Below are 18,495 nucleotides of genomic sequence, written 5' to 3' on the forward strand. Positions count from 1 at the left end.
GACCCGTCAGCGCTTGAGGTTCACCAAGGTCTCGATCATCTCGTTTCCGGTCATGAACACCTTGGAATTGGCAGTGTAGACCGTCTGCGATTCGATCATCGACGTCAGTTCGGCACCGACATCGACGTTCGACTGCTCAAGGGCGCGAGACTTAATGGTACCCCGGCCGCTCTGCCCGGCGAACCCGACTTGAATCTCGCCGGAATCGACGCTGGTGGTGAAGACGTTGCCGGCACGGGGACTGAGATTGTCCGGACTCGCGACGTCGGCGAGCGGTACTTTGAAGACCGCCTTCTTGGTGTTGTTGGAGTAGAGTGCGTAGACGGTGCCGTCGCTCCCGAAGGTGGTGCCGGTGACGGAGATCGGTGACGAGCCGTTGGCGGTGCCGGACAGGTTGAAATCGCCCGAGAGCTGGGTGATGCCCGACAGGTCGATTTTCATTGCTTGGCCGTTCGGGACGGTCACGGTGGCGATCGGCGTTCCCAAGGTCTGGCCCATGCTGTCGAATTTGACCGTCGTCGTCGTCAGCGGCGTGGCCGGGTAGGTCGCGGGGTTTGCCTGGTCGTAGAAGCTGACCGACCATTCCTTGGTGCCGGTCTTGGTCATCACGACGTCGAGGACCTTGGCTTGACCGACATTGTCGTAGACTTTGAGCGAACTCTTCTTGGAATAGGTCGCGACGGCGGGCGGTGCGCTGGCGGCCACCGGAGTCTCGTCGGAGAGGTTGCCCGAGACCGAGCCGGCGGAGGACGGCTGCGCTTCCTGCCCCATGCGTTTGATGTTGATGGTTTGAAGATCGGTGATGCCGTTGAGCATCGGGGCCGGCTCGCCGTCGGCGAGGCTGTAGCCCATCAGGGTGAAGCCGCCCTTATTGACGAGATTGCCGGTCGGACCGTCGATCATGAAGCTCCCGGCGCGTGTCAGGTACGGCAACCCGCCCTGATCTCGAACGACGAAGAAGCCGTTTCCGGTGATGGCGAGGTCGCTGTCCGATGACGTGCCGGCGTGCGCTCCGTTCTCGCTGATGGAGCGCCGGATCGTTGTTTCGACCGCGCCGGAATTGTACGCGCCGCGATCCGCGGATTCGAGGAGCAGCGACGAGAACTCCGTCGAGGTGCGCTTGTAGCCGGTGGTGCTGGCATTCTGGATGTTCTCCGCCACCGTCGCGATGCGGTTCGACTGGGCGTTCATTCCAGAGACGCTGGTGCGGAGCACGCCGTTGAGACTCATACGGACACCTCGGTGATCGATGCTGTTCGGTGCAGTTGACACCCGGTCGCTTGCGTGGGGCTGGACGGGCGGGCCGCGCTCATCCCCGCAGTGATTGGGCGAGTTCCAGGAAGGCGTCCCGGCTCGGCTCCTGACCGGGTTCCTGGCGCATCGCCTCGTAGATGCGCGGCACCAGGGTGATGGCCTGATCGAGTTCGGGATCGCTGCCGGCGCGGTAGCCGCCCATCAGCCGCAGATCCCGGGTCTCCTCGTACCGGGCCATCATGCCCTTGAGCTTGCGCACCAATTCGCGCTGATCCCCGGTCCAGACCTCGCCCGAGAGCCGGGAAATCGACGCGAGCAGGTCCATCGCCGGATAGCGGCCCTGCTCGGCGATGGCCCGGTCGAGCACGATGTGGCCGTCCAGCGTGCCGCGGATGGAATCGGCGACCGGATCGTTGTGATCGTCGCCATCGACGAGAACCGAGAAGATGCCGGTGATCGTTCCGGACCCCTCGGCGCCGGGACCGGCCCGCTCCAACAGCCGAGGGAGATCGGAGAAGACGCTCGGCGGGTAGCCGCGCGCCACCGCCGGTTCACCGGCCGCGAGGGCGACGTCGCGGGCGGCATGGGCGTAGCGGGTCACCGAATCGATGATCAGCAGCACCGATTCGCCCTGATCGCGGAACGCTTCGGCGACCGCGAGGGCGACTTTCGGGGCTTGGCGACGCATCATCGGGCTCTCGTCCCCGGTCGAGACGACGATGACGGCCCGGTCGCGGGCGGCGGCGATCGGCCCTTCGAGAAACTCGCGCACCTCGCGTCCGCGTTCGCCCACCAAAGCCACCACGACGCTGTCGAAGCCCTGGGCCCCGGCTAACATGGCGAGCAGGGTCGATTTGCCGACGCCGGACCCGGCGAAGATGCCAATGCGCTGCCCGGCGCAGAGCGGTGTGAACAGGTCCATCGCCCGAACCCCCGTGGGCAGGGACTTGTCCACCCGGGCGCGGGTCATCGCGGCGGGCGGATCGGCGTCGAGGGGCCGTTCGACGTCACCTTCGATGAGGGGGCCGCGCCCGTCAGCGGGCCGTCCGAGGGCGTCGATCATTCGGCCCTTCCACGCGGGCGAGGGCCGCAGGCGGGCGGCGCCGATGCGGTGGGCGCGGGCGCCGATGCCGACCGCGATGCGGGCCTCGAACGGCTTCACGGTCGCGTCCCCGGCGTCGATGCAGACGACCTCGCCGATCTGGGTACGACCCTCGGCGGTGAAGCCGACGCGGTCGCCGAGGCGCAGGAACGCCGAGATGCCGCAGACGCGCGCCGTGCTCGCGGTGATCTCGTGCACCGGCCCGCTGACTCGCGCCAGAGCGAGGTCGCGGCGGCCGGCCTCCATTGCCTGTTCCAGGCGCTCGATGGCGTTCGTCATCGGCTCAGCCCTGCGGCCCCAGCGTCTTGATCGCGCCGGTCAGGGTGTTCTCGGCCTCCGAGGTCTGGGTGGCGGCACTCTCGAAGGCGCGCTGGATCGCGATGAGGCGGGTCATCTCGAGGATCGGCTTGACGTTCGCGCCCTCGACGTAGCCCTGGACGATCCCGTGCCGGGTGAAATCCTGGACGGGCCGACCGGGGAGGCTCGACGCGACCGCGTTATCGGCCGCGCGCGAAATTTTCGCCTGCGGTTCGAGGGTGAAGAGGCCGAGTGCGCCGACCTGCTGGCGGTTCTGGGTAAGGCTGCCGTCGCGCCCGATCGTCGGTGGACCGGCCTGCGGGTCGAGGGTGACGGGGCCGCCGCCGGGATCGACCACGGCCCGTCCGGTGACGGTGCGCAACTGCCCGTTGGCATCCATCGTCAGCCGTCCGTCCCGCGTATAGGTGACGCCGTTCGGACCGGAGATTCCGAGCCACGCATCGCCCTGGATAGCCACGTCGAGGGGCGAATCGGTCTTCGTGATGGGGCCGGTCGCACGGGAGATCCCGGTCGTGCCCGGACTGACGAAGGCGACCTCGCCGCGGGTCGAGCGCGCCACGAGTTCGGCGAACTTCACCTCTTCGGCGCGGTAGCCCGCCGTCGCCATGTTGGCGACGTTGCTGGCCGTGGTGGTCAGACGCTTTTCGAGGGCGATCTGACTCGACAGGGAAACGTAGAGACTGCTCTGCATGGCCTATCGTCCGCGCCGCGTCGTCTGCATCTGGCCCAGCAGTTCCGCGTCGATCCCGCGCGAGGAGAAAAGGGCCAGCACCGGCGCGGTCTGCGTGTCGTTCTGCGCGTCCCAGATCGCCGCGAAGCGCTGCACGAAGGCGTCGACCTTCTTCGGGTCGCTGAAGCTCGCGAAGTCGATCTTCGCGGTGATCAGCTTCGCGCGCGCTGCCAGCGCGCCCTTGGTCGGCGCGCCGCTGGCGGGTGGCAGCCCGACGACCGTGTTGGCGACTTTGCTGAGCGCACGATCGCCGAGGATCTGGTAAGCGCTGGAAAGGGTCGGCGCCATGCGGGCGAAGTAGAGGGCGAGGCGGACGCCGGTATCCTCGCTGCCCGCGTCGTTCTCCAGCGTTTGCCGCAAATAGGCGGCGGTGACGATCTTGGCCGAGGCCTCGGGACCGAGATCCGTGCCGAATCCGACATTGACGGCGGTCCGGTCCGCCTCCGTAAGGGCAACGTTGCGGATCGCAATCGTCCGGTTCTTGCCTCCGGCATAGACGGTGATGTCGGCATTCCGCCCCGTGCCGCCGGGTACTTCGTCGGCCCCGAGGCTCTGGAAGGCCTTGGTCTCGAAGAAAAGGGTCTTGTTCACGCCGATGCCGACTTGGACTTTGTCCTTCAGGCCGGTATCGCCGGTGGCCGAGATCTGTGCGTTGATTGCCTGGGCGATCTCGTCTCGAGTGACCTTCTTGAGATCCGAGGCCGTGCCCGTGAGGGTCTTGGCGTTCAGCGTGATGGTGACGGATTTCACCGTGGTCGCGTCGATGCGCGATTCGATGACGAAGCGTGCTTCCCGCGATCCACTGAAATCCGTCGTTTCAGCCAATTCGGTTCGCGCGCTCAGTCTCGCCGGGACGGCGGCCTTGCCGAAGCTCTCCGGGTCGGTGCCCGCCGCCGAGAGGGCCGTGGCAAAGTTGAAGGCGCGGGCGATGGCGACGTAGCGGTCATCCGACAATCGGTTGGCGAAGCTCGTTCGGCTGCCCGCCCCCTCCGTCATGACCTTGCGCATGAAGGCCTTGGCGTAGGTCATGTCCTCCAGGCCGTAGGCCTTCATCGCGTAGGTGTAGAGCCGCCGGTCGGCCATCAGGTCGTCGACCGTGCGCACCTTGCCGATATTCGCCTCGTAATAGGCGGTGTCGCGGGAGACGGTGGGCTCGGCCGCCTTTCGCTTCAGGGAGTTGGGGAGATCCTGGACGATCAGGCGGTAGCGCGTGAGGGTGTCGGTCACGAGCGGACCTCTCGGGCGGGCCCGGCGATCCGGGGCCTCTCTGCATCCCGAGGCTTACGGCGTCTCGCTTGTCCCAGGCTTGCTCACCCGGACGAGAAGGACCGGTCAGAGCGCCTGGGGGCCGATGATCGTTTCGGTGGTGATCACGACCCAGCCTGCGGCGGTCCGCCGGATGGACAGCACGCGGCCGGCACCCGGCAGATTGCTGCCGATCCCGACCTGACGTGATCCGTCCCGGCTCTCCAGTGTGGCGATGCCGTCGGCGACCCGGCGCAGGAGGTAGCCGCTCGCCGCCGGCGGAGCCGGCCGCTCCATCGGGGCGGGCCCGCCAATCCGGGGCGGCACTGCCGGATCCGGCAGAGACCCCGTCGTGGACGGATCCAAATCGGCGCTGGCGACCCGACCCTCGGCCAAGGTCTTCTTCCAGGCGAAGGGGGCGGCGATCTCGGGCAGCACGGCGCGCACGTCGTAGGCGTGGCTGCCCGTGGCGATGCCGTAGCCGGCGAAGCCGCTGGCCGTGAGGGCGAAGAGGACGAGTCCGCCGAGCAACACCCGTTCCAGGGCCGCCTCCCGGGCGCGCCGCGCCATGATCACGCTGGCGAGGGCGCGTTCCGTGGGGGGAGCAACCGGCCGGGCCACGGGCCGGGCCATCGAGCGGGGAACGGGGCGCCGGGGGTCTGTCGTCATATCCGTCTCGCCAGCCTCATCCCGCGGGCGCGGGCCTGAGCCAGTCTAACAAAACGTCTGATCAGGGTGAATCAAATCTTAATCGGTCCATTCGAAATGACAGCCACGCGCAGGATTGTATAAGCCTCGCGACAGGGGGCGACGCCGATGGCCGATCTTCGGGATGACGTGCGGGAAGGGGGGAGCGATGCGCCGCCGGTCGCGCGGCTGGCCAAACGCCGCCGTGTCGCACAGCAGGGCCGGATCGTGCTGGGGCCCGAGCGGCTGGTCGGCTGCGAGGTCCGCGACCTGTCGCGGACCGGCGCCAAGCTCCGCGTGGCGCCGGAAATCGCGCTGCCGGAAACCTTCCCTCTCGTCATCGCCGCGCATGATCTGCGGACGCTCACGGTCCGCCTGCGCTGGCGCCGGGGGGACTTTGCGGGCGTGACCTTCGAGCCGTGAGTCGGCGCGCGGCGCGCCTTCCTCACAATCCGCATCCGCGAGGATCAGATGAGCGGGGCGCTGCGTCCGATCTGATCTGTTGAGCCTCTGCCTGTTCAAGCACCGCGCCGCCGCATCGGAAAACTGGACTGCTTAAGCATTTTGTAACGGATCGCCGCCATCCTCGGCACATCGAGAGGCGGCCCGGCCAGACCGCGGCGCCCTCCGATGACAGGCCGGTGGGTGGATCCTCGCGGATTCAGGGACATGATGTCCGTCCTGCCGATCCGGTGCGAGGCCGGAGGTGTGATGCGCGGCGCGGACGGGCCTTTCGGGCTCGCCCCGGTCCCTCCCGGACCGTCGAGGCCGCACCGGTGTGAGCCCGGTTCCACAAATCCTCCTGTTCTCTTTGATCGGAAGCCTCTCCGTGTCCAGCCTGCTGACCAACACCTCCGCCATGACGGCGCTCACGACGTTGAAGAGCATCAACGCCCAGCTCGACGCCACCTCCAACCGCGTCTCGACCGGCCAGCGCGTCTCCAGCGCCGCCGACAACGCCGCTTACTGGTCGATCGCCACCACCGTGCGCACGGACAACGCCTCGCTCGGCGCCGTGAAGGACTCCCTCGGCATCGGCGCCTCGGCGGTCGACACCGCCTATAACGGCCTGAACTCGATCCTGTCCGACATGCAGAACCTGCGCGCCAAGCTGCAGACCGCCCTGCAGCCGGGCGTCGACCGCGCCAAGGTTCAGGTCGAAATCAAAGCGATCCAGGACAAGATGAAGGCGACGGCCGATTCATCGACCTCGTCCGGCCAGAACTGGCTCTCGGTCAATTCCGCGGCGACCAACACGTCGTTTCAGTCAAAGCCGAACGTGGTCGCCGGCTTCTCGCGCGCGGCGGACGGCTTGGTGACGTTCTCGACCATCGCCATCGACGTGAACGCGATCAAGCTCTACGACCTCAACGAGTCCAGCATCACGACGGCGGCGACCGCCGGCCAAGTGTACGGCTCGACGTCGCTGACCGGTACGGCAGCATTCCGGCCAACCTCTGCCACCGACGCAGGAACCGCGGATTTCAGTGGCGCAAACGAGGTCAGCTTCTCCCTGACGCTGGGCGATGGCTCGACCGCAAAAATCCTCCTCAACAAGGATACCTTGTCCTCGGCGGCGGTGAACCTGAAGCGGGTGACGACGACTGAGCTCATTAATGCGATCAACAACCAGATCTCGGCAGACACGAGTGCCACGCCGCTCGCCGACAAGGTCAAGGCCTCGCTCGACAGCACGGGCCGCCTGACTTTCTCCACGACTGCTGCGACCAAGGGCGCTACGGGCCAAGTGACAATCGTGAACGAGCCACCAAGCACCGGCAACGTCTTGGTGGATATCGGTTTCGGCGTCGGTACCGCTACCACCGACGCCCGGGTCGGCAAGGGCACCGATGCAGGTACCGCGGCCGGTCGAGGCATCCTCGACACAAAAGACGGAACCTTCTCCATTTCGACGATCGATATTTCGAACTTAGTCGGTACGACGGGTGACACCGAACTGAGCAAGATTATCACTCAGGTGGAGCGGGCGCTCGCCAAGATCGCGGATGCCGGAACCAAGCTTGGCGCCAACAAGACGCAGATCGACGGTCAGAAGGCGTTCGTCGACACCCTGATGAAGGCCAACGACCGCACGATCGGCACCCTGGTGGATGCCGACATCGAGGAGGAATCGACGAAGCTGAAGGCGCTGCAGACGCAGCAGCAGCTGGCGGTGCAGTCGCTGTCGATCGCCAACTCGAACGGTCAGAACGTTCTCTCGCTGTTCCGCTAAGCCGATCCGGACCGGCCGCCCATGCGGCCGGTCTCCGCCTCGAACGAAGAAGGGCCGCTCCCATATCGGGGGCGGCCCTTCTTCCTGTCCGGGGACGCGGTCCGCGTCAGCGGAAGATCGAGGAGAACTCGACGCAGCTGAAGGCGCGGCAGACACGATGGCAACTGGTGGTCCCGTCGCGGTCGTTCGTCGACTCGCACGGTCAGAACGCCCTCTCGCTGTCGCGCGCAGACGATGGGGACAGACCACCAAATCGTCCCGTCCTCCGCGAGCCGTTGGCGTGGACCCTAAAGAAAGAAGGGCCGCACCCGACAATGGGTGCGGCCCTTCTTCGTGCCGTGGACGCGCTTTGGCTCAGCCGATGAAGGTGTAGCCGGCCATGCGCTTGGCCTCGATCGGGTCGTAGCCGAGCTGCGTCCGCAGCTTCTTGCGCAGCTTGCTGATATGGCCCTCGACCACGCTCTCTTCGACCTCGGTGTCGAGGTCGCCGTAGACGGCGGCGAAGATCTGGCCCTTGGTTACCTGCCGGCCGCGATGCTTGGCGAGATATTCGAGGATGTGGCGCTCGCGCCGCGGCAGGATCAGGCTCTTGCCATCGATCTCGGGATCGCGCCCATCAACGAAGACCGTGAGGCGGCCGTCCCGGTCGGGGGCCGGCGCCTTCTCGACGCCGCGATTCATCCGCCGCCGGATCGCGCTCGCCCGGGCGATGATCTCACGGACATGGACGGGCTTGCGCACCACGTCGTCGATCCCGACGGTGAACAGGTCCAGCGTCTGCTCCAGGGAGCGCGTCTCGTTGAGGGCGATGATCGGCGCCTGGGTGGCGGAACGGATCGCCACGGTGCAGGAGGCCCGGTCGTCGCAATCCCCGATCAGAACGCCCTCGATCGCCTCGACATCCTGACGCGACGCCGTGCCGAGCCAAAGCTGCATCGTCTCCGCCGTGACGAAACGGGCGGCGGCACCCTCCGCATCGAACCCGGCAACGTATTGGTCGGCGACGGACCGACGCTCATCGACGACGATATACACCTGCAATCTCCATGAAATGGCACAGTCCGTCCGCCGATGCGAAGCAGCTTCGCGCCGTGGTGGCCCGTGATTGATTTTCGGTCGGTGTGATGCCGATGAACTGTGCGAGAACTTGAACCGCGACCTTATGCGGGTGTTTCGCGCTGCGTCCGATGCATCATTTGTATGTTCTTAGCTTTTGGTCGTAATGGTTAACGAGTGGTTAACGGCGCACAAAAGTATCAAAAGATTGTTTGCCGGCCCGCTTCGTGAGTGCCATTTCGGCCACAGCCGGCTGGTGTCGGGCCGCGAATGACGGTTCGATCGAAGCCTGCTGCGCCGCAATACGGCGCTTGACCGCGGCGGCGCGGCAGGATCGAAGAAGGACGCGTCCCGGTACGAGGAAATCCATGCCGTCCCTGTCAAACCTGTCGCCGGAGCAACTGGCGGATCTGCGCTCCACCCTGCGCGACGAGTACGCGGCCCTGAAGGCCCGCGGCCTCAAGCTCGACATGACCCGCGGCAAGCCGGCCTCGGACCAGCTCGATCTGGCCGCCGAGATGCTGGCATTGCCCGGCAATCGCGACACGACCGCCGAGGACGGCACCGACGCGCGCAATTACGGCAATCTCCAGGGCCTGCCCGAGACCCGCGCCCTGTTCGCGCCCGTGCTCGGCGCGCCGCCGGATCAGATCGTGGTCGCCAACAATTCGAGCCTCGCGCTGATGCACGATGTGCTGGTCTACGCTCTGCTCAAGGGCGTGCCCGGCGGCGAGCGGCCCTGGAGCAAGCAGGAGCCGATCACGATCCTCTGCCCCGTTCCGGGCTACGACCGGCATTTCGCGCTCTGCGAGGGCTTCGGCATCCGCATGATCCCCGTACCGATGACCGGGGAGGGGCCGGACATGGCCGTGGTCGAGGAAGCCGTCGCCGATCCGTCGGTGAAGGGCATCTGGTGCGTGCCGCAATACTCCAACCCGAGCGGTGAAACCTATTCGGACGAGACCGTCCGTCGGCTCGCCGCGATGACGACGGCGGCGCCCGATTTCCGCATCCTGTGGGACAATGCCTACGTCGTGCATCACCTCGCCGATGCGCGCCCGGCGCTCCTCAACATCTTGGAAACCTGCGCCGGGGCCGGCCATGCCGACCGGCCAATCGTGTTCGCCTCGACCTCGAAGGTGACGCTGGCTGGAGCCGGGCTCGCGCTGCTGGCCGCTTCGCCGGCCAACGTCAAATGGTATCTCGCTCAGTCCGGCCGCCGCAGCATCGGGCCGGACAAGCTCAACCAGCTCCGGCATGTCCGCTTCCTGCGCGACGCGGCCGGCATCGACGCCCATATGGAGCGCCACCGCGCCCTGATCGCCCCGAAATTCGCGGCGGTGGAGGAGGCGTTCGCCGCCCGGCTCGACGGCTGGGATGTGGCCCGCTGGAGCCGCCCCCTCGGCGGCTACTTCATCACCCTCGACGTGACGGACGGCACCGCCGCGCAGGTCGTGCGCCTCGCGGGCGAGGCCGGAATCGCGTTGACCCCGGCCGGTGCGACGCATCCCTACGGCCAGGATCCGCACGACCGGACCCTGCGCATCGCCCCGACCTTCCCGAGCCTCGACGCCGTGCGCAAGGCCGCCGAGGCGGTCGCGCTCTGCACGCTGCTGGCGGCGGCGGAGGCGCGCTGACGACCCCGCGTTCCCCCTCTCGACAGAGGGAGGGGGACCATTCGGGCGGGCCCGCCTACATCACAACAGTGATGGCCTGCGCCGCCCGGGTCAGGCCCGTATAGAGCCAGCGCGACCGGTGCTCCCGGAAGGCGTAGGATTCGTCGAACAGGACGACCTTGTCCCATTGCGAGCCCTGCGCCTTGTGGACCGTCAGGGCGTAGCCGTAGGTGAATTCGTCGGTCTCACGCTTCAGGAAAAGCGGGATCTCCTCCTCCGAACCCTCGATCACCTGCCGCAGCACCTTGATGTCGACCGCGCGGCGGCGCACGGCCGGATCGTCCTCCGGCACCACGTCGAGGCGGATCGTGTCGGGCCGCGGCGGAGCGCGGAGCGCCTGCACCGTCCAAGTGGAGCCGTTGAGCAGGCCCTTGGTCCGGTCGTTGCGCAGGCAGACCAGCTTCTCGCCGACGGAGGGCATCGGATCGGTATGCCCGGCGAGCTCCCGCAGACGGTTGTTGTAGAGACGGCGCGTGCGGTTGAGGCCGACCAAGACTTGGTCGCAATCGAGCACCTGCGCCGGGTCGATGTCGCGACGGCGCACCACCCGGCTCTCGCCGTACTCACCGACCTCGAGCCGTCCGCCCTCGCGGATCGTCATCGCCATGCGCACGATCGGGTCGTCGGCGGCCTGACGGTGAACCTCGGTCAGCATCACGTCGGGTTCGGCCTCGGTGAAGAAGCCGCCGCCGCGCACCGGCGGCAATTGGGCCGGATCGCCCAGCACCAGCACCGGCTTCTCGAAGGACAGGAGATCGTTGCCGAGATCGGAATCGACCATCGAGCACTCGTCGATGACGATAAGATCGGCCTTGGCCGCAGGGCCGGAGCGGTTGAGGGTGAAGGTCGGCCCGCCCTCGTCACCCTCCTTGGTGCGGTAGATTAGCGAGTGGATCGTCGCGGCGTCGTGGCAGCCCTTCTGCCGCATCACCGAGGCCGCCTTGCCGGTGAAGGCGCCGAAGGCGACCGAACCGTCGACATCGTCGGCGATGCGTCGGGCCAACGTGGTCTTGCCGGTGCCGGCATAGCCGAACAGGCGGAACACCTGGGAGCCGCCGTCCCGCCGCCACGCGGCGATGGCCTTCAGCGCGGCGTCCTGCTGCGGGGCGAAGCGCGTGGGAAGCGAGGTCTCGGCCATCTCGACTCGGTCTTAAGGCCAGCGCACGGTCGGGGGCAGCGACGACAGGATCGAGGCGACGTTGCCGCCGGTCTTGAGGCCGAAGATGGTGCCACGGTCGTAGAGCAGGTTGAACTCGACGTAGCGGCCCCGCCGCACCTGCTGTTCCAGCCGGTCGGCCTCGGTCCAGTCTTGGGCGAGATTGCGCCAGACGATCTCGGGATAGGCTTTCAGGAAGGCCTCGCCCACATCGCGGGTGAAGGCGAGGTCCGCCTTCGGATCGCCGGTCCAGTGATAATCGTAGAAGATCCCGCCGATGCCGCGGGGCTCGTTGCGGTGCTTGAGGTGGAAATACTCGTCGCACCACGCCTTGTACTTATCGTAGTTCGCGGCCGGCGCATGCGCCTCGCACGCCTCCCGCAAACAGGCGTGGAAATGCTGCGTGTCCGGGTCTTCCTGAGTGCGGCGCCGGTCGAGCACCGGGGTCAGGTCGGCGCCGCCGCCGAACCACGCCTTCGTCGTTACGACGAAGCGGGTGTTCATGTGCACCGTCGGCACGTTCGGGTTCCAGGGATGGGCGATCAGCGAGATGCCCGTGGCGAAGAAGCGCGGATCCTCGGCCGCGCCCGGCATCTGCGTCCGGAATTCGGGGGCGAACTCGCCATGAACGGTGGAGATATGGACGCCGGCCTTCTCGAACACGCGCCCTTTGAGCATCGCCATCACACCGCCGCCGCCCGGCACGCCGCTGTGGTCGGTGCGCTGCCACGGCGTCTTCACGAAGGTGCCGGCCTCCGCCGGGGCATCCGGATGGAACGGGCCGGCGGCCTGATCCTCCAGGGTCTCCAGGGCGGTGACGATCTTGTCGCGCAGCGTCGCGAACCAGCTCTGCGCCTCGGCCTTCAGCGCGGCGAGATCGTCGGGGGCGGGCAGGGTCGAGGGCGGGGGGGAGGCGGACGCATCGCTCATGCGAAGGCTTTCCCACCCGCGTGCGGTTCCGTCAATTCGGTCCGGCGGGCCGGGCTGTTCCGGTCGCGGAAGAGGACGCCCCCTGATTGCGAAGGCCGCCAACCAGCCTGTCGAGGCTGCCATGCCCCTCGCCGAATCCCGCCTCCGCCAGCAGCGCTCCGAGGATCGGACTGTTGTATTGGTAGCGCAGGAGATGGCCGGACAGGTTGTCGCCGAGGTTGGCCGTGTTCGGTCCGGCTCCGTTGGCGCCGATCATTCCACCCGCGTCGAAGATCTTGATCGAGTCGATCTTCTCCACCGCCTTCATGCTCTCGCGGAGCGCTTCGGGAATCATGGCGAGACGGCGCAGGTCGGCCTCGTAGGCGCGCGCCTCCACCGAGAGCGCGTTGCGGGCCTGGTTCATCATGGTCTCGCTCTCGGCTTCGGCCTGGCCGAGCTTGACGATGGCCTCGGCCTTGGAGGCGGCCGCGACCGCCTCGGCTTCTGCCAGCGTGGTGATGGCCTGGGCCCGGTCTTCCGCCGCACGGCGCTCGGCTTCCGCCGTGACGGTGATGCCGGTCGCCTCCCGTTCCGCCTCCCGCTTGGCCGCGATCACTGTCACTTCGCGCTCACGCTCGGCGATCTCCTTGGCCTTGGCCGTGGCGACGCGCTCTTCGGCGGCGACCGCCAGCGCCTCTGCCGCCTTGGCCGCGGCGCGCGCCTCCGATTCCTTCTGCGACCGCTCGGCGATCCGGATGGCGTTGTCCTGCATCATCAGCTGGCGCTCGCGCTCGGATTCGGCATTGCGCTGGGCGATGGCGAGATCGGCCTCGATCCGGGCGGTCTCGGAGTTCTTGCGCGCCTCTGCCTCGCGCAGGCGCACCGCCTGTTCGCGCTCGATGCGGGCGGTCTCTTCGCTCTGCTGGGCGCGCTGGACGGCCTGCGCCGTCTCGGCGCGGGTCTCGGCGGTCTTGTTGGCGATATCGCGCTCCTGCGCCAGTTCGGCCTCGCGGGTGGCGCGGTGGATTTCGAGCTGCTTCAGGGCCGTCTCGCGATCCTTCTCAGCCACCGCGACCTCGGCGTCGCGCACCGTGGCGTTGCGCTCCTTCCGCCGCTGCTCGGTGATCTCCTTGAGCCGCGCGAGGCCTTCGGCGTCGAACGAGTTGTCCGGATTGAAATGCTCGATCGAGGTCTGGTCGAGGCGTGTGAGCGAGGCGGATTCGAGTTCGAGGCCGTTATGGCGCAGATCGCCGGAGACCGCCTCCTGAACCCCCTTCACGAAGGTGGCGCGCTGCTCCTGAAGATCGGGCAAGGTCATGCCGGCGGCAACCGCGCGCAGGGCATCGACGAATTTCGCCTCGATCAGCTCGCGCAGCGACATGGCATCGTTGGTGCGGTCGCCCAGCGTCTGCGCCGCGAGCGCGATCGATTCCTCCTTCGGCTCGACCCGCACGTAGAACTCGACCGTGATATCGGCGCGCAGGCGATCCTTGGTGATCAGCGATTCGTTGCCCGAGCGCTTCACCTCGAGCCGAAGGGTGTTGAGGTTCACCATGGCGATGGAATGGAACACCGGCAGCAGCACCGCGCCGCCATCGACGACGACCTTGCGGCCACCGAGACCGGTGCGCACGAAAGCGGTGTCGCGGGTGGTGCGCCGATAGAGCCGGCTGAACACGAAGCCGATACCGAGCAGGGCGACGACGATGACGCCGGCAATGACAAATAAACTGATGAGGCCGGAACTGATCATATCCATTGTTGCGAAACATCCTTCGTCTGGATGAGGCGATCAAAGAAACTCAAAGGTCGGCGGGGGCCGGGATCGCGACGTAGACGGCCTCCACCTGGTCCACGAGCAGCACCCGGGTGCCAGTCGCCATCGGCGGCGCGTCGGCGGCGGCCCGGGCGCGCAGGGAATGGAGGTTGCCGTGCCGATCCCGCACGCGGACCTGACCCGGAAGCCCTTGGTCGAGGGGGCCGAGCGTCACCTCCGCGGTCGCGCCGACCAACTCGTCGGTGGTGACGGCGTAGCTCTCGTCCCGCGGAATGAGGCGCGCGACCGCTCCGCTCATGAGCCGCAGAGCCGGCAGGCTCGCCAGGGCCGCGAGCGGGACGGCGGCCGGGGCGGGAAGCGGCGCGATCAGCGCCGTGGCGAGCCCCTGCAGGACGAAGCCTGCCAGGGCGAAGAAGGCGAGCCCGAGGATGAGCAGGACCAGGAACGGCACGCGGCCGAGATTGATCCAGGACAGCAGGGCCGCCGGGGAGAGCCCGTCGGGGGGCTCGACGGCATCGATCCCGTCATGCCCCAACGCGCCATCGAGCAACGCCGAGGCCGATTGTCCGGCGAGCAGCGACAGGGCCTCGACGAGGACGAGGCCTCCCATCACCGCCGCGGCCAGGGAGAACGGGAAGAGGGCGGGGGCGACCAGCGCGCTCAAGAGGGTCGGCCCTGCTTCAGCGCCGCCAATCGCATCTCGATGGTGTGGTCGCGGTGCAGGCGGTCGAGATCCTCGATCGAGGGATCGGCCGCGGCGGAGGCCGTCCCGGTGAGCCGGTCGACGGCCCGCAGCGACCGGTCGAGCCGACCGGCGCGCTCCGCATCCTCGCGACCGTAGCCGTCGAGCGGGTCGGCGGTCTTCGGGGCGGGGCGGCGCAGAAGGGCGATCCGATGTTCGGCATCGCGCCGCGCCGCCTGGGCCGCCTGGATCGCCTTGGCGGTCGCGGCGTGGCGTTCGGAGACCTCGGCGAGGCTCGAATCGATGGCCTCGATCTGGCTCTCCAGATCGAGCTGGCGTGCGATGCCGGAGCGGGCGAGATCCTCGCGCCCGGTCGAGAGGGCGATGGTCAGCTTCTCCGGCAGGGCCGTCAGTTCGCCGTCGAGTTGGTTGCGGCGCGCATTCAGCCGATGCTCTTCCGCCTTGATCTTTCCGAGATCGAGCCGGATCTCGTCGACGACTTGATCGACCTCGCGCAGGGCCTGCTCGGCGACGGCGAGGCCGTTGCGATCCTCCATCGCGCCGAGGGCGGCGTTGGAGAGTCCGCCGATGATCCGGCCGACACGGGTGAGGATGGTCTCGGGCATGGTTCGGGCTTCCTCCTTCGGAACGGTGACGGTCACGCCCACCTGAATGGTGAGCACGTCGCCCGCGATGGTGAGGCGGGCGGGGGAGGTGTCGCGCCAGGGGCCGTCATAGCCTTCGACGCGGTAGGGCATGGTGCGGCGGCCACCGAGCGTCGTGAGTGCGATCTCGGACGCGCTCTTCACGCTGAACAGCTTGTCGTCGAGCGGCATCGCCGTGACCGTCTCGGGGTCGAAATCGCTCGGCATCTGCGCGAAATCGCGGATGCCGAGCGTCACCAATCGGGCCGGCAACCCGGTCTCGTCGCGCACGCGCTGGTAGCCATGCTCGATCAGGGCGACGACGTTCGACCGCAAGCCGTGGCTCCGTCGGATCTCCGCGAGGATCGCCAGCATGCGCCGGTAGGCGGCGAGCAGCGCACGAACCGCGTCGAGATCCGCCGTTTCGGGCAGGAGTCGATAGGTCAATCTGGACGGGAGTGATTCGGATCGCGGCACGGCCTAGGTGTAAGACACCAGACCGGTGTTTTCAATCGAAATGCACGCAGGGGATGTGATGGTGGAGGGCGATTGTCAGCCGATCGCGCACAGTTCGACCGGTCAGCCTCCTTGCCGCAGCGCCTCGCCCATGATCATCGCCGCGGAGACCGCGACGTTGAGCGAGCGCATCCCCGCCCGCATCGGGACGAACACCCGGGCGTCGGCGGCTGCATGGACCGCTTCGGGCACGCCCGCCGACTCGCGCCCCATCATCACGCAATCGCCGTCGCGGAAGGCGAACTCGGTGTAGGGCAGGGCACCCGTTGTGGTCGCGAGCACGAGACGAATGCGGTGCTCCTGCCGCCACGCCTCGAAGGCGTTCCACGAGCGGTGGCGGGTGATCGGCACGTGGTCCAGATAGTCGAGGCCGGAGCGGCGCAGATGCCGGTCGGACACGTCGAACCCCGCCGGCTCGATGATCTCGACCGCGAGCCCGAGGCACGCCGCCATGCGCAGGAGGGTACCGGTGTTCTGGGGAATGTCGGGCTGGTAGAGGGCGAGGCGCAGCATCGGAAATGAGGTCGTCCGCAGGGCTGGGGCGGGCATGCCGCATGGAGGGCGGGGTTGGCCCCGGGCTTTGCGGCCTTACCTCAGGCCGGCACCCACCGCTCGGTTGACTGTTACAGATGTTCCTCGATTGGCTCGAGCGCCGCATCGACCCGTTCGCGCCCTTCGACGAACGACGCATGCCGCCCAACACCGTCCTCGGCTTCGCCGCCTTCTACCTGCGGCCGATCCGCGGCGCGCTGTTCTTCCTGTTCATCGTCGCCGTGATCGCGGGCAGCATCGAAGCCTCGCTCTATCTCCTGATGCGCTGGTTCATCGATCTGATGAACACCGCGGACCGGGCGAGCGTCGTCTCCGATCACGCGCTGCCGCTGGCCCTTGCCGGAGGGCTGCTGCTGGTCGTGCGCCCATTCACGATCTGGCTGCACGAGATCGCCTCGAACCAGCTCGTGGTGCCGCAATCGACCAACCAAATCCGCTGGCGCACGCATCTCTACACGCTGGGTCACTCGCTCTCGTATTTCCAGGCCGACTTCGCCGGGCGGCTGGCCAATCGCGTGGTGCAGGTCGGGCCGGCGGTGCGCGAACTCGCGGTCGTGTTCATCGACACGCTCCTCTACGTGGCGATCTACGCGGTGACGGCGATCGGCCTGTTCTCGTCGATCTCGCCCTGGCTGGCCTTACCGGTGGTGGTGTGGGTCGCGGGCTATGCCGGGCTCACGGCGTGGTTCGTGCCCCGCGCCCGCACCCGCTCGCACCGCACCGCCGAGACCCGCTCGGCCCTGATCGGCCGCGTGGTCGACAGCTACACCAACATCCAGACCGTGAAGCTCTTCGCCCGAGACCGCGAGGAGCGGGCGGCGGTGCGCGACTCGGTCGATACCCACACCAAGGCCTATCTGCACCAGTTCCGCCTCACCACGCTGACGACCAGCCTGCTCGGCGGATTGAACTCCTTGCTGATCCTTTCCACCGCGACTGCGTGCCTGATGCTCTGGCAGCGGGGCGCGATGACGACCGGCGAGGCCTCCGCCGGTCTCGCCCTGATCCTGCGCCTGATGGCGATGTCGGGGTGGGTGATGCAGACCGTGCGCGGGGTGTTCGAGAATGTCGGCGTGATCCAGGAAAGCATGCAGACCATCGCCCGCCCGCACGGGCTGGTCGATGCGCCGGATGCCAAGATGCTGGTTGTCCGCGGCGGCGAGGTCGCCTTCGAGGATGTCGATTTCCACTACGGGCGCGGCGATGCCAGCATCATCGAGGCGCTCAACTTCCGCATCCGTCCGGGCGAGAAGGTCGGCCTCGTCGGGGTCAGCGGCGCGGGCAAGAGCACCATCGTCTCGCTCCTCCTGCGTCTGCACGACGTCGAGGGCGGGCGCATTCTCGTCGATGGCCAGGACATTGCCGGCGTCACGCAGGACTCGCTGCGCCAGAGCATCGCCATGGTCAGCCAGGATACCTCGCTGCTGCATCGCTCGATCCGGGACAACATCGCCTATGGCCGGCCCGACGCGACGCAGGAGGAGATCGAGGCGGCGGCCCGCCGGGCGCACGCGCACGACTTCATCCTCGATCTCGTCGACCATAGGGGGCGGCGCGGCTACGAGGCCCATGTCGGCGAGCGGGGCGTGAAGCTGTCCGGCGGCCAGCGCCAGCGTATCGCCATCGCCCGCGTCATCCTCAAGGATGCGCCGATCCTGATCCTCGACGAGGCGACCAGCGCCCTGGACTCGCAGGTCGAGGCGGCGATCCAGGAGGCGCTCGACGCGCTGATGGGCGACAAGACGGTGCTCGCCATCGCCCACCGCCTCTCGACCATCGCGGCGCTCGACCGGCTGATCGTGATCGACCGGGGTCGGATCGTGGAGGAGGGCACCCACGCCGAACTGATCCGCCGCGGCGGCCTCTATGCCGATTTGTGGCGGCGCCAATCCGGTGGCTTTCTGGGGGACAGGGCGGAGGCGCCGGTCTCGTAGGCACCATTCCGAAGGGAGTGCCCT

Annotated in this window: 16 protein-coding genes; 4 read left to right on the top strand and 12 right to left on the bottom strand. The window is 67.7% G+C overall.

Translation table 11 applies throughout. The annotated features are described in order from the left end of the window. Positions 1 to 6: 6 nt before the first annotated feature. The 5 genes from MFF26_RS04655 to MFF26_RS04675 all read right to left on the bottom strand — a co-directional run bounded on the left by MFF26_RS04655 (position 7) and on the right by MFF26_RS04675 (position 5,318). Positions 7 to 1,230 carry a flagellar hook protein FlgE gene (locus MFF26_RS04655; protein WP_137830176.1) on the bottom strand — a complete coding sequence of 408 codons (1,224 nt, stop codon included), beginning with the start codon at positions 1,228 to 1,230 and terminating at the stop codon, positions 7 to 9. Between the two features lie 79 nt (positions 1,231 to 1,309). Continuing rightward, complete coding sequence (fliI, locus tag MFF26_RS04660) at positions 1,310 to 2,635, bottom strand: flagellar protein export ATPase FliI (protein ID WP_238307655.1); 1,326 nt, start codon at positions 2,633 to 2,635, stop codon at positions 1,310 to 1,312. Positions 2,636 to 2,639: 4 nt separating this feature from the next. Continuing rightward, positions 2,640 to 3,365, bottom strand: coding sequence for a flagellar basal-body rod protein FlgF (gene flgF / locus MFF26_RS04665; protein ID WP_137830178.1), 726 nt, complete (start codon positions 3,363 to 3,365; stop codon positions 2,640 to 2,642). Positions 3,366 to 3,368: 3 nt separating this feature from the next. Then, on the bottom strand, positions 3,369 to 4,631 hold the full coding sequence (locus tag MFF26_RS04670) for a DUF1217 domain-containing protein (RefSeq protein WP_137830179.1): 1,263 nt from the start codon (positions 4,629 to 4,631) through the stop codon (positions 3,369 to 3,371). Positions 4,632 to 4,736: 105 nt separating this feature from the next. Then, on the bottom strand, positions 4,737 to 5,318 hold the full coding sequence (locus MFF26_RS04675; protein WP_238307657.1) for a hypothetical protein: 582 nt from the start codon (positions 5,316 to 5,318) through the stop codon (positions 4,737 to 4,739). A 147-nt stretch (positions 5,319 to 5,465) separates the two neighbouring features. On the opposite strand from MFF26_RS04675, the gene MFF26_RS04680 reads away from it, so the two are divergent. Together MFF26_RS04680 and MFF26_RS04685 are read left to right on the top strand one after the other, a co-directional pair. After that, positions 5,466 to 5,759, top strand: coding sequence for a PilZ domain-containing protein (locus MFF26_RS04680; RefSeq protein WP_137830180.1), 294 nt, complete (start codon positions 5,466 to 5,468; stop codon positions 5,757 to 5,759). A 406-nt stretch (positions 5,760 to 6,165) separates the two neighbouring features. Then, on the top strand, positions 6,166 to 7,569 hold the full coding sequence (locus MFF26_RS04685; protein ID WP_137830181.1) for a flagellin N-terminal helical domain-containing protein: 1,404 nt from the start codon (positions 6,166 to 6,168) through the stop codon (positions 7,567 to 7,569). A 354-nt stretch (positions 7,570 to 7,923) separates the two neighbouring features. Here MFF26_RS04685 and MFF26_RS04690 read toward each other — a convergent pair whose 3' ends face one another. Further along, positions 7,924 to 8,604: a response regulator transcription factor gene (locus tag MFF26_RS04690; protein WP_137830182.1), complete on the bottom strand. Its 681-nt coding sequence runs from the start codon at positions 8,602 to 8,604 to the stop codon at positions 7,924 to 7,926. Positions 8,605 to 8,993: 389 nt separating this feature from the next. Between MFF26_RS04690 and MFF26_RS04695 the strand changes: the two genes are divergently transcribed. Beyond that, positions 8,994 to 10,262 (top strand): aspartate aminotransferase type Ic, encoded by a 1,269-nt coding sequence (locus tag MFF26_RS04695; protein WP_137830183.1) that lies wholly within the window; start codon positions 8,994 to 8,996, stop codon positions 10,260 to 10,262. A gap of 55 nt (positions 10,263 to 10,317) precedes the next feature. On the opposite strand, the gene MFF26_RS04700 is transcribed toward MFF26_RS04695, so the two are convergent. From MFF26_RS04700 to MFF26_RS04725, 6 genes are all read right to left on the bottom strand, one after another. Continuing rightward, a complete protein-coding gene (locus MFF26_RS04700) occupies positions 10,318 to 11,439 on the bottom strand; it encodes an ATP-dependent DNA helicase (protein ID WP_137830184.1) in 1,122 nt (373 codons plus the stop codon). A 12-nt stretch (positions 11,440 to 11,451) separates the two neighbouring features. Beyond that, positions 11,452 to 12,387 (bottom strand): oxygen-dependent coproporphyrinogen oxidase, encoded by a 936-nt coding sequence (gene hemF / locus MFF26_RS04705; RefSeq protein ID WP_137830185.1) that lies wholly within the window; start codon positions 12,385 to 12,387, stop codon positions 11,452 to 11,454. A 31-nt stretch (positions 12,388 to 12,418) separates the two neighbouring features. Beyond that, complete coding sequence (locus MFF26_RS04710; protein ID WP_137830186.1) at positions 12,419 to 14,125, bottom strand: flotillin family protein; 1,707 nt, start codon at positions 14,123 to 14,125, stop codon at positions 12,419 to 12,421. A 43-nt stretch (positions 14,126 to 14,168) separates the two neighbouring features. Continuing rightward, positions 14,169 to 14,807 carry an OB-fold-containig protein gene (locus MFF26_RS04715; RefSeq protein ID WP_238307658.1) on the bottom strand — a complete coding sequence of 213 codons (639 nt, stop codon included), beginning with the start codon at positions 14,805 to 14,807 and terminating at the stop codon, positions 14,169 to 14,171. After that, positions 14,804 to 15,916, bottom strand: a complete 1,113-nt coding sequence (locus MFF26_RS04720) for a PspA/IM30 family protein (RefSeq protein WP_238307660.1) — start codon at positions 15,914 to 15,916, stop codon at positions 14,804 to 14,806. Before MFF26_RS04720 ends, MFF26_RS04715 begins: the two co-directional genes overlap by 4 nt. A gap of 132 nt (positions 15,917 to 16,048) precedes the next feature. Next, entirely contained in the window at positions 16,049 to 16,498 is a 450-nt protein-coding gene (locus tag MFF26_RS04725) for a tRNA (cytidine(34)-2'-O)-methyltransferase (protein WP_137830189.1), read from the bottom strand. Positions 16,499 to 16,614: 116 nt separating this feature from the next. On the opposite strand from MFF26_RS04725, the gene MFF26_RS04730 reads away from it, so the two are divergent. Then, positions 16,615 to 18,471, top strand: a complete 1,857-nt coding sequence (locus MFF26_RS04730) for an ABC transporter ATP-binding protein (protein ID WP_238307662.1) — start codon at positions 16,615 to 16,617, stop codon at positions 18,469 to 18,471. Positions 18,472 to 18,495 lie beyond the last annotated feature (24 nt).

This window comes from Methylorubrum suomiense, from assembly GCF_022179765.1.
Lineage (GTDB): Bacteria > Pseudomonadota > Alphaproteobacteria > Rhizobiales > Beijerinckiaceae > Methylobacterium > Methylobacterium suomiense.